Genomic DNA, 14,172 nt, shown 5'->3' with positions numbered 1-14,172 from the left:
AACCGGCACCGCCCATCGTGAACGAGGGACGCACCACCACCGGGTAACCGCCCAGCTCCTCGACCCCGTTGAGCACATCGTCCATCGAGTGGCAGATGTAGGAACGCGCGGATTCGCCGTGTCCGGTCTTCTTGCGGACTTCTTCGACGACGTCCTTGAACTGGTCGCGGTCCTCGCCCTTGTTGATCGCCTCGACATTGGCGCCGATGAGTTCGACGCCGTACTTCGCGAGGGTGCCCGCGTCGTGGAGGGAGATCGCGGCGTTGAGTGCCGTCTGCCCGCCGAGGGTGGGCAGCAGGGCGTCGGGACGCTCCTTGGCGATGATCTTCTCGACGAATTCCGGGGTGATCGGCTCGACGTAGGTGGCGTCGGCGATCTCCGGGTCGGTCATGATCGTGGCCGGGTTGGAATTCACCAGAATCACGCGCAGGCCCTCGGACTTGAGGACCCGGCAAGCCTGGGTACCGGAATAGTCGAACTCGGCAGCCTGGCCGATCACAATCGGTCCGGAACCGATGACCAGGACGGACTGGATGTCGGTGCGCTTAGGCACGCTGGCCCTCCATCAGGGATACGAAGCGGTCGAAAAGGTAGGCGGCGTCGTGCGGACCCGCTGCCGCTTCGGGGTGGTACTGGACGCTGAAGGCGGGCTGGTCGAGCAGCTGGAGGCCTTCGACCACGTCGTCGTTCAGGCACACGTGGGAGACCTCGGCGCGGCCGTACGGGGTCTCGCTCACGCGGTCGAGCGGCGCGTCCACGGCGAACCCGTGGTTGTGCGCGGTCACTTCGACCTTGCCGGTGGTGCGGTCCTGGACCGGCTGGTTGATGCCCCGGTGCCCGTACTTCAGCTTGAAGGTGCCGAAGCCGAGGGCGCGGCCGAGGATCTGGTTGCCGAAGCAGATACCGAAGAGCGGAGTCTTCCGCTCCAGTACGGCCTGCATCAGGGCGACGGGGTGCTCGGCGGTGGCCGGGTCCCCGGGGCCGTTGGAGAAGAACACGCCGTCGGGGTTGACGGCGTAGAGGTCCTCGACGGTGGAGGACGGCGGCAGGACGTGCACCTCGATGCCGCGCTCGGCCATCCGCTGCGGGGTCATGCCCTTGATGCCGAGGTCGACGGCGGCGACGGTGAAGCGCTTCTCCCCGACGGCGGGGACGACGTACGCCTCGTCGGTCGCCACCTCGCCGCACAGGTCGGCGCCCTTCATCTCGGGCGAGTTCTTCACCTTGGCCAGCAGCGTCGCCTCGTCCGCGACGGCCTCGCCGGAGAAGATGCCGACCCGCATGGCACCGCGCTCGCGCAGGTGGCGGGTGAGCGCGCGGGTGTCGATGCCGCTGATGCCGACGACGCCCTGCGCGGCGAGCTCCTCGTCCAGGGAGCGCACGGAGCGCCAGTTGGACGGGACGCGGGCGGGGTCGCGGACGACGTAGCCGGAGACCCAGATGCGGCGGGACTCGGGGTCTTCGTCGTTGACTCCGGTGTTGCCGATGTGCGGGGCGGTCATCACGACCACCTGGCGGTGGTAGGAGGGGTCGGTCAGCGTCTCCTGGTAGCCGGTCATGCCGGTGGAGAACACCGCCTCACCGAACGTCTCCCCCACGGCCCCGTAGGCACGGCCGCGGAAACTGCGGCCGTCCTCCAGGACCAGTACGGCGGGAGACGCCTTCTGCTGGGCGATTCCCCTGGTGGAGGTGGTCATCGTGCGCCTTCCGTTTCGGTGTTCTTCTCGTGCGCGGTGTCCGCGTCCGCGGCGTCCGGTGCGCCGGTGCTCTCCGCGAGGTCCCGCACGGCCGTGACCCACTGCGGGTGTTCGGCGGCGCGGTCGGAGCGGAAGCCGGAGTCGAGCTCTCCCTCGCCGTGCCGCCAGGTGATGACGAGCAGGCCGCCCTCGGTCAGGACCTTGCCCGCGATGCCCTTGTCGAGCCGGGCGTCGGTGATCCGGTCGGCGGGGATGAAGAAGTCCTGCGCGCCGGGGCGTTCCACGGCGATGCCCTCGCGGGTGAGGGTCAGTTCGGCGCGGCTGCGGACGCCCAGGCCGTGCGCGACGATCCGGTCGAGCCACTGCCCCGCGGTGGTGGAGCCGTGGTAGCGGCCGCTGAGGGTGAGCCGGGGTTCGCCCCGGTCCTCGGGCGCCGCGGGCAGCTCGGGCAGTCCGCCCTGGAGGGTGCCGCGCCACTTCCAGCCCTGGCGCATCAGCCAGTACAGGAGGGCGATGAAGATCAGCAGCCCGACGGTCCAGCCGATGCGGGCTGCCCAGTCGGTGACCTCCTGGGACCGCGGCTCGGCAGCGGCCAGGTACGTCATGAGGTTCTGAGGGTTCACGTGAGATTCCCGTCCACGACCGTCGCACGGCCCCGCAGCCAGGTGTGGGTCACGCGTCCCGGCAGCTCACGGCCCTGGTACGGGGTGTTGCGGCTGCGGGAGGCGAAGCCCGCGGGGTCCACGGACCCACGGTAGTCGGGGTCCAGGAGGACGAGGTTGGCAGGCTCGCCAGCGGCGACCGGGCGGCCCTGGCCCTCCAGGCGGCCGATGGCGGAGGGGCGGTGGGACATCCGGTCGGCGACCTGTTCCCAGGTCAGGAGGCCGGTGTCGACCATGGTGTGCTGGACGACGGAGAGCGCCGTCTCCAGGCCGACCATGCCCATGGCGGCCGCGCCCCACTCGCAGTCCTTGTCCTCGTGCGGGTGCGGGGCGTGGTCGGTGGCGACGCAGTCGATGGTGCCGTCGGCGAGGGCCTCGCGCAGCGCCATCACGTCGGCCTCGGTGCGCAGCGGCGGGTTGACCTTGTAGACGGGGTCGTAGGAGCGGACCAGTTCGTCGGTCAGCAGCAGGTGGTGCGGGGTGACCTCGGCGGTGACGTTCCAGCCCTTGGACTTGGCCCAGCGGACGATCTCGACGGAGCCGGCGGTGCTCAGGTGGCAGATGTGCACGCGGGAGCCGACGTGGGCGGCGAGCAGCACGTCCCGGGCGATGATCGACTCCTCGGCGACGGCGGGCCAGCCGCCGAGGCCGAGTTCGGCGGAGACGACGCCCTCGTTCATCTCGGCGCCCTCGGTCAGCCGGGGCTCCTGCGCGTGCTGGGCGACGACGCCGTCGAAGGCCTTCACGTACTCCAGGGCGCGGCGCATCATCACGGCGTCGTCGACGCACTTGCCGTCGTCGGAGAAGACGCGGACGGAGGCGGCGGAGTCGTGCATGGCACCGAGCTCGGCGAGCTGCTTGCCGTTGAGGCCGACGGTGACGGCGCCGACGGGCTGGACGTCGCAGTAGCCGGATTCCTTGCCCAGGCGCCAGACCTGCTCGACGACGCCGGCGGTGTCGGCGACGGGGAAGGTGTTGGCCATGGCGTGGACGGCGGTGAAGCCGCCCTTGGCCGCGGCCTTGGTGCCGGTCAGCACCGTCTCGGAGTCCTCGCGGCCGGGCTCGCGCAGGTGGGTGTGCAGGTCGACGAGGCCGGGCAGCAGGATGCGGCCGCCGGCCTCGACGGTCTCGGCGCCCTCGGCGCTCAGGCCCTCGCCGGTGGCGGTGACGGTCTCGCCCTCGATCAGGACGTCGGTGGGCTCGCCGCCGAGGATCCGCGCCCCGCGGATCAGGGTCTTCGCGGTGTCGCTCATGGTCAGTTGCTCTCCTCGTTGCGGGCGGCGGGTGCGGGTGCGGCGGTGGAGACGGCGGGCTCGGAGCCGCCGAGCAGCAGGTACATCACGGCCATCCGGATGCTGACACCGTTGGTGACCTGCTCGACGGCGGTGCAGCGCGGCGAGTCGGCGACCTCGGCGGTGATCTCCATGCCGCGGTTCATCGGTCCGGGGTGCATGACGAGCGCGTGCTCGGGCATCCGGGCCATGCGTTCGCCGTTCAGGCCGTAGCGGCGGGAGTACTCGCGCTCGGTCGGGAAGTAGGCGGCGTTCATGCGTTCGCGCTGGACTCGGAGCATCATCACGGCGTCGGACTTGGCGAGTACGGCGTCGAGGTCGTAGCTCACCTCGCAGGGCCAGGTGTCGACGCCGACGGGCACCAGGGTGGGCGGCGCGACGAGGGTGACCTCGGCGCCGAGGGTGCTCAGCAGGTGCACGTTGGAGCGGGCGACGCGGCTGTGCAGGACGTCCCCGACGACGGTGATGTGACGGCCCGACAGGTCCCGGCCCTCGCCTCCCCCGAGACGGCGGCGCATGGTGAACGCGTCGAGCAGCGCCTGCGTGGGGTGCTCGTGGGTGCCGTCGCCCGCGTTGACCACGGAGCCGCCGATCCATCCCGAGGTGGCCAGCCGGTGCGGGGCGCCGGAGAAGGGGTGGCGGATGACGACGGCGTCGGCGCCCATGGCCTCCAGGGTGAGCGCCGTGTCCTTGAGGGACTCGCCCTTGGAGACGGAGGAGCCCTTCGCGGAGAAGTTGATGACGTCGGCGGACAGGCGCTTGGCCGCGGCCTCGAAGGAGATCCGGGTGCGGGTGGAGTCCTCGAAGAAGAGGTTGACGACGGTGCGGCCGCGCAGCGTCGGCAGCTTCTTGATCGGCCGGTCCGCGACGCGTGCCATCTCCTCGGCGGTGTCGAGGATCAGGACGGCGTCGTCACGGGTGAGGTCGGCGGCCGAGATGAGATGGCGCTTCATCTGTTGCCTTCCGTGGTGAGGCGTCGGAGGGGGCTTGAGCTGGGGGTTCGCGGGCCGGCGCGGCGTTCGCGGGCACGCTCGGGCCGGCCGGGTGCGCGGCCGGGCAGGGGCGTGCGGGCATGCGGGGCCGCGGCGGGGCCGGGCGTGCGTGATGTTGCCGGCCGGTTCGCTGTGCTGCTGTCGCCTGTCGGCGGGTGCTACCGCTGGGAGGGTTCGGCGGCCGGGTCGGCGGGGGCGTCCTGCTCACCGAGCAGCACGCCGTCGCGGCCGTCCTCCTCGGTGAGCCGGACCTTGACCGTCTCGCGCAGCGAGGTGGGGAGGTTCTTGCCGACGTAGTCGGCGCGGATGGGGAGTTCGCGGTGGCCGCGGTCGACGAGGACCGCGAGCTGCACGGCGCGGGGGCGGCCGATGTCGCCGAGGGCGTCGAGCGCGGCGCGGATGGTGCGGCCGGAGAAGAGCACGTCGTCGACGAGGACGACGAGCCGTCCGTCGACGCCCTCACCGGGGATCTCGGTGCGGGCCAGCGCGCGGACCGGGCCGAGGCGCAGGTCGTCGCGGTACATGGTGATGTCGAGCGAGCCGACGGGGATCTCGCGGCCGGTGATCTCGCCGAGTTTGACGGCGAGCCGCTGGGCGAGGTGCACGCCGCGGGTGGGGATGCCGAGGAGCACCACGTCGTCGGCGCCCTTGGCGCGTTCGACGATCTCGTGGGCGATGCGGGTGAGCACCCGCGCGATGTCCGGCGCCTCCAGAACGGGGCGGGCCGGAGCAGAGCTCTTGCCGTGGTCCATGGAATCCATGGGGTACGGACCTCCTTCCCCGTCTCACGGGACGGGACTTAAAGGACGCCTGATGTGTCGGCCGACCACGCTACCACCGGGCCCGGACGTCACTCTTCCGGGGGTTGCCCAGGGCTTCCGCAGGGCTCGCGCGCGGGGGTGCGGAAGGGGCCGAACGGGGCCTGTTTCCCGACTTGCGATCAGCCCGTGAGCTGGGTCGTCGCTGGTCGGAGGGGGGTGCGGGGCTCTCGGCTTGACGGAGCATATTACGCTGCGTAACCTCACAGTGAGTTACCAAACAGCGGCGCAGCCGCCGAAGCGAAACAGCGTCCGGGGAGCCTCATGTCCAGCGAATACGCCAAGCAGCTCGGAGCGAAGCTCCGGGCCATCCGCACACAGCAGGGCCTCTCCCTTCACGGTGTGGAGGAGAAGTCCCAGGGCCGCTGGAAGGCGGTCGTGGTCGGCTCGTACGAGCGCGGCGACCGTGCTGTGACCGTGCAGCGCCTCGCCGAGCTGGCGGACTTCTACGGCGTCCCGGTGCAGGAGCTGCTGCCGGGCACGACGCCGGGCGGTGCCGCCGAGCCGCCGCCGAAGCTGGTGCTCGACCTCGAGCGGCTGGCGCACGTCCCGGCCGAGAAGGCGGGCCCGCTCCAGCGGTACGCGGCGACGATCCAGTCCCAGCGCGGTGACTACAACGGCAAGGTGCTGTCGATCCGCCAGGACGACCTGCGCACCCTGGCCGTGATCTACGACCAGTCGCCGTCCGTCCTGACCGAGCAGCTGATCAGCTGGGGCGTGCTCGACGCCGACGCGCGCCGCGCCGTCGCGCACGAGGACGTGTGACCGGCGCCGTGACGTACGGCCTCCGGCCCTGAGCGGCGGAGGCGGTACGCCGGCGCGGAGGTCCGCGCACCGAGAACACCACGCCGCCGGGGCGGGCACCCGGTCCTTCCGAGAGGGATCTCGGTGGACCAGGAGCTCGCCCCGGCGGCGTTGGTGTGTCTGCGCCCGGCAGCGGGCCGGATCGGCCCGGGGCCGGACCGGCCGGAGCGAGGCCCGCGCGACGGTGCTGCGCGGCCCTCGCCGGAAGAGGCCGGCTCCGGCTCAGAGCCCGAGGCTGGGCTTGCGCTCCTTCAGCTTGGCCAGCAGGCCGTTGATGAAGGAGGGCGACTCGTCGGTGGAGAACTCCTTGGCGAGCTGCACCGCCTCGTCGATCACCACCGCGTCGGGGATGTCGTCCGACCAGATCAGTTCGTACGCGCCGAGCCGCAGGATGCACCGGTCGACGACCGGCATGCGGTCGAGGGTCCAGCCCACGGAGTAGGTGCTGATCAGTTCGTCGATACGGTCGGCGGACTCCGCGTACCCCTCGACGAGCTGCATCGTGTACTCACTGACCGGCGGCTGCCGGTCGTCGGTCCGCGCGTGCCGGATCCAGTCCGCGAGGACCTCGGTGACCAGGCGTCCGCGCTGGTCGGCCTCGAAGATGATCTGGAAGGCGCGCTTACGGGCCTTGCTGCGGGATGCCACGGTTAGCTGTTCACCCGGCCGAGGTATTCGCCGGAGCGGGTGTCGACCTTGATCTTCTCACCCGTGGTGATGAAGAGCGGGACGGCGACCTGGTAGCCGGTCTCCAGGGTGGCCGGCTTGGAGCCGCCGGTGGAGCGGTCGCCCTGCACGCCGGGCTCGGTCTCTGCGATGACCAGCTCGACGGCGGCCGGGAGCTCGACCGAGAGCGGGTTGCCCTGGTACATGGCCACCGTCGCCTCGAAGCCCTCGAGCAGGTAGTTGGCGGCGTCGCCGGCGACCTCGGGGGAGACATGGATCTGGTCGTACGTGTCCATGTCCATGAAGACGAAGTAGTCGCCGTCCTTGTAGCTGAACTGCATACCCCGGCGGTCCACAGTGGCCGTCTCGACCTTGGTGCCCGCGTTGAACGTCTTGTCGACGATCTTGCCGGAGAGGACGTTCTTCAGCTTCGTACGGACAAAGGCGGGACCCTTGCCGGGCTTGACGTGCTGAAACTCGACGACGGACCAGAGCTGGTCGCCGTCGAGCTTGAGCACCATGCCGTTCTTGAGGTCGTTCGTGGATGCCACGGTCGCGGAATCTCCTGAGACTGCTGCTGCGGGACCAAAGCACTGAAGCGCCCCGCAGGCCCGTCGGGCTACAGGGCGAGCAGCTCTTTGGTCGTGATGGTGAGTAGCTCGGGTCCGCCGTCCGCCTGAGGACGGACGACGAGTGTGTCGTCGATCCGGACGCCGCCTCGGCCCGGGACATGAACCCCCGGTTGGACGGTGACCGGCACACGATCGTCCAGTTTACCCATGGCCGCAGGTGACAGCTGAGGGTCCTCACCGATTTCCAGTCCGACGCCGTGCCCGGTGACCGGTCCGGCCTCCTCCCCGTACCCGGCGGAGGCCAGTACGCGGCGGGCGCTGCGGTCCACTCCGCTGCAGGCCACGCCCGGGGTGAGGGCCTCGCGGCCGGCCCGCTGGGCGGCGAAGACGAGGTCGTACAGGTCGACCTGCCAGTCCTCCGGCGCGGTGCCGATGACGAACGTACGGCCGATCTGGCAACGGTAGCCGCGGTACCGGGCGCCCAGTCGCACGGTGAGGAAGTCGCCCTCCTCCACGCGCCGGTCCGTGGGCTTGTGCCGGGCCAGCCCCGAGTGGCGTCCGGTGGCGACGGAGGTGGGGAAGGCGGGGCCCTCGGCGCCGTGGTCGATGAGGCGGCGCTCCAGTTCGAGCGCGAGGTGCCGCTCGGTGCGGCCGACGAGGATCGACTCCAGGAGCTCGCCGAGCGCCTGGTCGGTGATCTCCGCCGCGACCCGCAGGGCGGCGATCTCCTCCTCGTCCTTGACCACCCGCTGCTGTTCGACGGCGCACGCCAGGTCGGTCAGCCGCAGCCCGGGGGCGACGGAGGCCAGGGCGCGGTGCCGGGCGACGGTGAGGTGGTACTCCTCGACGCCGAGGCTGCGGGCGCCGGTGCGTACCGCGAGGTCGGCGGCGGCGACGGCGGTGTCGCCGTCGGGCGCGGAGAGCTCGCAGGTGCGCAGGTCGTCGGACGGGTGGCTGCCGTCGTCGCAGGGGCGGTCGGGTTCGGCCGGGCCGATCAGGGTGTCCTGCCCGTCCGCGCCGAGCAGCAGGGCGGCGCCGCGGGGGCTGCGGCCGGTCAGATAGCGGATGTTGGCGGGCCGTGAGACGAGCACCGCGTCGGCCTGGCCGCCCGGGGCCGCGCTCGCGGCGCAGCGCTCGCGCAGTTGAGACCGGCGGACCACATGCACCTCGGACATGTGCCGAGCGTACGGAGCGCGCACGCGGGCAGCCGGGTGAGCGGGTCCGTGCGGGGGACGGCGGCCTTCCGGGGGCCTGCCGCGCCGCCCCGTTCCCGGGCGGCGCGGGGGCGGTTCACCAGCTGGGCGGGCTGGCGAGGCTGCGGGCCACGACGTCGTCGAGCATGCGGGCCGTGGTGGCGACGTCCTGCCGGGTGTTGTCGATGATCGGCAGCCCGGAGCCGTACCAGCCGGCCATGCGGCCGTGGATGGTGGCGACCTCCTCGTCGCTGAGCCTGCGGTTGCCGCTGCGCTCGGCGTTCCGCTCCAGGACGACCTCCAGCCCGGGCAGCAGCACGACGGGGATGAGCCCCGGGCCGACGTGCCGCTTCCAGCCGCCGAGGCCGATGACGGGGCGGTCGGGGAAGACGGCGTCGTCGAGGACGCAGGAGATGTTGTTGGCGAGGAAGTTCCGCGCGGCGAAGCCGCAGGTGCGGCGGGCCAGCCGGTACTGCGCCTCGGAGTGCTCGTTCCAGCCCGTCTGCGGGTCGGCGAAGCCGGAGCGTACCCACTCGCGGACGTCGTCGAGGCTGATGTGCGCGGTGGGGACGGCGCGGCGGCCCGCCCAGTGGCGCGCGACGGTGGTCTTGCCCGCGCCGGCCGGGCCGATCAGCAGGACGGCGACGGCGGCGCGGGTGGCGTCGAGCTGCTCCGGGTCGGTGCCGGGCGCGGGTATCTCGACGGGCGCGCCCCGGGGCAGCTGGATGTGGCCGGTGGTCTCACTGGTGCCCGGGCCCTGCGGGGGGCCGCTGGGGTGCGCGGGGTGGCCCGGGTGACCGGACGGCGCGGGCGCGGGCACGGGTGCCGCGGGTGCCGGTGCGGGGCCGCCGGGTGCGGGGGCCGGGGGTGCCGGTGCCGGGGGGACGTGCGGGGCCGGGGCCGCGGGGGGCGGGCCCGGTGGGGGCGGGGGGCCGCCGGGGGCCGGGGGGCGGTGGTGTCCCGGGCCGTTCCAGCCCGGGCCCTGGCCGTAGGCGGGGAAGGGTTCCGGAAGCGGAACGGGCTGCTGTGCCCCGTACTCGCTCGGGCGGCCCTGCTGCATCCGGTCCCCAACTCCGTCTCGCGTGTGCGGGCACTGCCCCCGCAGCGCCGTGATGGTGTGACAGTAGTGGACGGTACAGCGCCCGGCCGCCCGGGGGTGACCGGGCGGCCGGCGTCCGTGCCCGACGCCCTTGCTCAGCCCGTGAGTTCGGCGGCGAGGGCGCGCAGCGCGAGCGTGTAGGAGCCGATGCCGAAGCCCGCGATGGTGCCGCTGGCGACGGCGGAGACGACCGAGGTGTGCCGGAACTCCTCGCGGGCGTGCGGGTTGGAGATGTGCACCTCCACGAGCGGGGCCCTGCGCTGGGCCGCCGCGTCCCGCATCGCGTACGAGTAGTGGGTGAACGCACCGGGGTTGATGACGACGGGGAGGGCGCCGTCGGCCGCCTCGTGCAGCCAACGGATCATCTCCGCCTCGTCGTTGGTCTCCCGGACCTCGACGTCCATCCCGAGCTCCGCGCCGCGTGCGGTGCACTCCTCGACGAGGCCCGCGTACGAGGTGGAGCCGTACACGTCGGGCTCGCGGGAGCCGAGGCGGCCGAGGTTCGGGCCGTTGAGCACCAGGACGCGCTGCGGGCTCACGCGGCGATCTCCGCGTGCGCGGCGAGCAGCATCGCCGGGTCCGGGCCCTCCAGGACGACGGGCTTGCCGAGGCCGTCGAGGACGATGAAGCGCAGCAGGTCGCCGCGAGACTTCTTGTCGACCTTCATCGTCTCGACCAGCTTCGGCCACTGGTCGCCGCGGTAGGTGACGGGCAGCCCGACGGACTCCAGGATGCGGCGGTGCCGGTCGGCGGTGGCGTCGTCCAACCGTCCGGCGATCCGGCCGAGTTCGGCGGCGAAGACCATGCCGACGGAGACGGCGGCGCCGTGCCGCCAGTTGTAGCGCTCGTTCTTCTCGATGGCGTGCGCGAGGGTGTGCCCGTAGTTGAGGATCTCGCGCTGGCCCGATTCCTTCAGGTCGGAGGTGACGACCGCCGCCTTGACCCGGATGGAACGCTCGATCAGCTCGGCGGTGTGCGGGCCGGCGGGCGTACGGGCCGCCTCCGGGTCGCTCTCGACGAGTTCGAGGATGGCCGGGTCCCGGATGAAGCCTGCCTTGATCACCTCGGCGAGGCCGCCGACGTAGTCGTGCACGCCGAGGGAGTCGAGCGCGGCCAGGTCGCAGAGCACGCCGGCGGGCGGGTGGAAGGCGCCGACGAGGTTCTTGCCCTCGGCGGTGTTGATGCCGGTCTTGCCGCCGACGGCCGCGTCGACCATGCCGAGCACGGTCGTCGGCACGGCGATCCAGCGCACCCCGCGCAGCCAGGTCGCGGCGACGAAGCCGGCGACGTCGGTGGTGGCGCCGCCGCCGACGCCGACGACGACGTCGCTGCGGGTGAAGCCGGACTGGCCGAGCGCCTTCCAGCAGTACGCGGCGACCTCGGCGGTCTTGGACTCCTCGGCGTTGGGCAGCTGGATGGCGATCGCCTCGTAGCCCTGGTCGGCCAGGTCCTGGCGGAGCGCGTCGCCGGTCTCGGCGAGCGCCTCGGGGTGCAGGACGGCGACGCGCTTGGCGGACTCGCCGATCAGGCCGGGCAGTTCGCCCAGCAGCTGCCGTCCGACGAGGACGTCGTACGGCGCGGTGCCCTCGGTGCCGCCGACGGTGATGCGGGTGGGGGTCTCGGTGGTCATGACTGCTTCAGCTCCAAGGCTTCGAGGATCTCGTCGGCGACCTCGTCGGGGGTACGGCCTTCGGTGCTGACGACGGCGCGGGCGACCTGCTCGTACAGCGGGCGGCGCTCGTCCATCAGCTTGCGCCACTGCTGGCGCGGGTTGACCAGCAGCAGCGGGCGCGGGGCGTCGAGCCCGACCCGCTTGACGGCCTCGGCGACGCCCATCTCCAGGAAGACGACGGGCTGTCCGGCGAGGAGTTCGCGGGTCTCCTCCGCGAGGACGGCGCCGCCGCCGAGGGCGAGGACGCCGGTGTGTTCGGTGAGTGCGGTGCGGACGGCCGCGCGTTCCAGGTCGCGGAAGGCGGGTTCGCCGTCGTCGAGGAAGATCTCCGAGATGGGCTTCCCCTGTGCGGCGACGATGTCGGCGTCGGTGTCCCGGCAGGTGGTTCCGAGGCGGGCGGCGAGGATGTCACCGACCGTCGTCTTGCCGGAGCCCATGGGGCCGACGAGGACGACGGAGGGGCCCGACTCGCCTGCCCCGCCGGTCACTTGATCTCCAGGCCGTCGAGGAAGCCGCGGACGTTGCGCCGGGTCTCGGTGACGCTGTCGCCGCCGAACTTCTCCGCGACGGCGTCCGCGAGGACCAGTCCGACCATGGCCTCGGCGACGATCCCGGCGGCCGGGACGGCGCACACGTCCGAGCGCTGGTGGTGCGCCCGGGCCTCCTCGCCGGTGGCGACGTCGACGGTGGCCAGGGCGCGGGGCACGGTGGCGATGGGCTTCATCGCGGCGCGGACGCGCAGCGGTTCGCCGGTGGAGAGGCCGCCCTCGGTGCCGCCGGAGCGGCCGCTGGAGCGGGTGATGCCGTCCGCGCCGCGCACGATCTCGTCGTGCGCCTGCGAGCCGGGCACCCGCGCGAGGTCGAAGCCGTCGCCCAGCTCGACGCCCTTGATGGCCTGGATGCCCATGAGGGCACCGGCCAGGCGGGAGTCCAGGCGGCGGTCGCCGTGCACGTGCGAGCCGAGCCCGACGGGCACGCCGTAGGCCACGACCTCGACGACGCCGCCGAGGGTGTCGCCGTCCTCGTGCGCCTTGTCGATCTCGGCGACCATCGCCTTGGAGGCGTCGGCGTCCAGGCAGCGCACCGGGTCCTCGTCCAGCCGGGCCACGTCGCCGGGCTCGGGGACGACGCCGTACGGGGCCTTGGCGGCGCCGAGTTCGACGACGTGCGAGACGATCTCGATGCCCGCCGTCTCCTTCAGGTACGAGCGGGCGACGGTGCCGAGGGCCACGCGGGCCGCGGTCTCGCGCGCGGAGGCGCGCTCCAGGATCGGGCGGGCCTCGTCGAAGCCGTACTTCTGCATGCCGGCCAGGTCGGCGTGGCCGGGGCGGGGGCGGGTCAGCGGGGCGTTGCGGGCCATGCCCTCGATCTCGGCCGGGTCGACCGGGTCGGCCGCCATGACCTTCTCCCACTTCGGCCACTCGGTGTTGCCCACCATGACGGCCACCGGGGAGCCGAGGGTCAGACCGTGCCGCACGCCGCCGAGGAAGGTGACCTCGTCACGCTCGAACTTCATGCGGGCACCGCGCCCGTAGCCCAGGCGCCGCCGTGCCAGTGCGTCCGCCACCATGTCCGTGGTGACCGGGACTCCGGAGGGCAGCCCCTCCAGCGTCGCCACCAGTGCGGGGCCGTGCGACTCCCCGGCCGTCAGCCAGCGCAACCTGCTCAACGGTGCTCCTCGTGTCCTGATTCGTGGGTGCGAATTCGCGGTGCGAACGGTCTGCCCCCGATCTTCCCACGAGGCCGCCGGCTCCCCCGGCCCCGTCCAGGGAGCGGACCGGGGGGACGCGTCAGCGGGCGGCGAGGGCCGCCTCGCCGGCCTCGCGCATCGCGGCGAGCGGGGCGGCGGTGACGCCCGTCATCTGCTCGACCTGGAGCACCGCCTGGTGCACCAGCAGGTCGAGCCCGCCGACGACGGTGCCGCCGCGCGCGGCCCAGGCGGCGGCGAGCGGGGTCGGCCACGGGTCGTAGAGCACGTCGAAGAGGGTGCCGGGGTGGTCCGGCACGGCGTCCGCGAGCCCGTCGGTGGCGCCGGCCGGGGTGGTGGCGACGACGAGCTGCGCGCGGAACGCCTCGTCGGCCTCGGCCCAGTCGGCGACGCGGACGCGGACGCCGAGCCGTTCGCCCCAGCCCTTCATCTCGTGGGCGCGGGCCGCGCTGCGCACGTACGCCGTGATGTCGCCGGTGCACACGCGGGCGAGGGCGGCGAGCGCGGAGGAGGCGGTGGCGCCGGCGCCGAGGACGGCGGCGCTCTCCACGGTGCCGGCGCCGCGTTCGCGGAGGGCGGCGACCATGCCGGGGATGTCGGTGTTGTCGCCGGTGCGGCGGCCGTCCTCGGTGAACACGACGGTGTTGACGGCCTCGACGGAGGCGGCGGTCTCGGTGATCCCGTCCAGGTGCGGGATGACGGCGCGCTTGAGCGGCATGGTCAGGCTGAGGCCGCGCCAGCCGCCCTCGGCGCGCTCGCCGCCGCGCGGGCCCAGGCTGTCGAGGAAGGCGCCGATGCGGGACTCGTCGACCTCGTGCGCGCCGTAACTCCAGTCCGTGAGGCCGAGTTTGGCGTAGGCGGCGCGGTGCAGGACGGGTGAGAGCGAGTGCGCGATGGGTGAGCCGAGCACCGCCGCCCTGTGCCGCGCCGCTTCCTGGTCAGCCATGCACCCTCCACTCTCCGCGGGTTCCGCGCGCCGTCTTCCGCGGCGTGCGTC

General features: G+C 72.8%; 15 protein-coding genes and 1 pseudogene. 1 reads left to right on the top strand and 15 read right to left on the bottom strand.

Annotated elements, in window-relative coordinates; translation table 11 throughout:
• The 6 genes and pseudogenes from carB to pyrR form a co-directional block, all read right to left on the bottom strand.
• Positions 1 to 553: pseudogene (gene carB / locus HCC30_RS03635) on the bottom strand (carbamoyl phosphate synthase large subunit); the annotation flags it as partial.
• Positions 546 to 1,697 carry a glutamine-hydrolyzing carbamoyl-phosphate synthase small subunit gene (gene carA, locus HCC30_RS03630; protein ID WP_169440462.1) on the bottom strand — a complete coding sequence of 384 codons (1,152 nt, stop codon included), beginning with the start codon at positions 1,695 to 1,697 and terminating at the stop codon, positions 546 to 548. The gene carA and the pseudogene carB, both read right to left, overlap by 8 nt.
• Entirely contained in the window at positions 1,694 to 2,302 is a 609-nt protein-coding gene (locus HCC30_RS03625; RefSeq protein ID WP_169440539.1) for a hypothetical protein, read from the bottom strand. Before HCC30_RS03625 ends, carA begins: the two co-directional genes overlap by 4 nt.
• Before the next feature lie 14 nt (positions 2,303 to 2,316).
• Positions 2,317 to 3,612 (bottom strand): dihydroorotase, encoded by a 1,296-nt coding sequence (locus HCC30_RS03620; protein ID WP_169440461.1) that lies wholly within the window; start codon positions 3,610 to 3,612, stop codon positions 2,317 to 2,319.
• Between the two features lie 2 nt (positions 3,613 to 3,614).
• On the bottom strand, positions 3,615 to 4,604 hold the full coding sequence (locus HCC30_RS03615) for an aspartate carbamoyltransferase catalytic subunit (protein ID WP_169440460.1): 990 nt from the start codon (positions 4,602 to 4,604) through the stop codon (positions 3,615 to 3,617).
• A gap of 197 nt (positions 4,605 to 4,801) precedes the next feature.
• Complete coding sequence (gene pyrR / locus HCC30_RS03610) at positions 4,802 to 5,404, bottom strand: bifunctional pyr operon transcriptional regulator/uracil phosphoribosyltransferase PyrR (protein WP_169440459.1); 603 nt, start codon at positions 5,402 to 5,404, stop codon at positions 4,802 to 4,804.
• A gap of 321 nt (positions 5,405 to 5,725) precedes the next feature.
• Between pyrR and bldD the strand changes: the two genes are divergently transcribed.
• The gene (bldD, locus tag HCC30_RS03605; RefSeq protein WP_169440458.1) at positions 5,726 to 6,226 is read left to right on the top strand and encodes a transcriptional regulator BldD; all 501 of its coding nucleotides are present in this window, start codon (positions 5,726 to 5,728) and stop codon (positions 6,224 to 6,226) included.
• Between the two features lie 261 nt (positions 6,227 to 6,487).
• Here the strand turns inward: bldD and nusB are convergent, their stop codons facing one another.
• The 9 genes from nusB to HCC30_RS03560 form a co-directional block, all read right to left on the bottom strand.
• The gene (nusB, locus tag HCC30_RS03600) at positions 6,488 to 6,913 is read right to left on the bottom strand and encodes a transcription antitermination factor NusB (RefSeq protein WP_169440457.1); all 426 of its coding nucleotides are present in this window, start codon (positions 6,911 to 6,913) and stop codon (positions 6,488 to 6,490) included.
• 2 nt (positions 6,914 to 6,915) lie between these two features.
• Positions 6,916 to 7,482, bottom strand: a complete 567-nt coding sequence (gene efp, locus HCC30_RS03595; protein WP_169440456.1) for an elongation factor P — start codon at positions 7,480 to 7,482, stop codon at positions 6,916 to 6,918.
• A gap of 68 nt (positions 7,483 to 7,550) precedes the next feature.
• Positions 7,551 to 8,678, bottom strand: a complete 1,128-nt coding sequence (locus HCC30_RS03590) for an aminopeptidase P family protein (RefSeq protein ID WP_169440455.1) — start codon at positions 8,676 to 8,678, stop codon at positions 7,551 to 7,553.
• Between the two features lie 115 nt (positions 8,679 to 8,793).
• Positions 8,794 to 9,756: an AAA family ATPase gene (locus HCC30_RS03585; protein WP_169440454.1), complete on the bottom strand. Its 963-nt coding sequence runs from the start codon at positions 9,754 to 9,756 to the stop codon at positions 8,794 to 8,796.
• A gap of 134 nt (positions 9,757 to 9,890) precedes the next feature.
• Entirely contained in the window at positions 9,891 to 10,334 is a 444-nt protein-coding gene (aroQ, locus tag HCC30_RS03580; protein ID WP_169440453.1) for a type II 3-dehydroquinate dehydratase, read from the bottom strand.
• A complete protein-coding gene (aroB, locus tag HCC30_RS03575) occupies positions 10,331 to 11,425 on the bottom strand; it encodes a 3-dehydroquinate synthase (RefSeq protein WP_169440452.1) in 1,095 nt (364 codons plus the stop codon). Before aroB ends, aroQ begins: the two co-directional genes overlap by 4 nt.
• Positions 11,422 to 11,904, bottom strand: coding sequence for a shikimate kinase (locus HCC30_RS03570; protein WP_169440538.1), 483 nt, complete (start codon positions 11,902 to 11,904; stop codon positions 11,422 to 11,424). Before HCC30_RS03570 ends, aroB begins: the two co-directional genes overlap by 4 nt.
• Positions 11,905 to 11,951: 47 nt before the next feature.
• A complete protein-coding gene (gene aroC, locus HCC30_RS03565) occupies positions 11,952 to 13,136 on the bottom strand; it encodes a chorismate synthase (protein WP_169440451.1) in 1,185 nt (394 codons plus the stop codon).
• Between the two features lie 121 nt (positions 13,137 to 13,257).
• On the bottom strand, positions 13,258 to 14,121 hold the full coding sequence (locus HCC30_RS03560; protein ID WP_169440450.1) for a shikimate dehydrogenase: 864 nt from the start codon (positions 14,119 to 14,121) through the stop codon (positions 13,258 to 13,260).
• Positions 14,122 to 14,172 lie beyond the last annotated feature (51 nt).

The organism is Streptomyces sp. HNM0574 (assembly GCF_012726235.1).
Classification (GTDB): domain Bacteria; phylum Actinomycetota; class Actinomycetes; order Streptomycetales; family Streptomycetaceae; genus Streptomyces.
The sequence above is the reverse complement of the archived record's forward strand: the minus strand, read 5'-3'. Positions and strand labels throughout refer to the sequence as shown.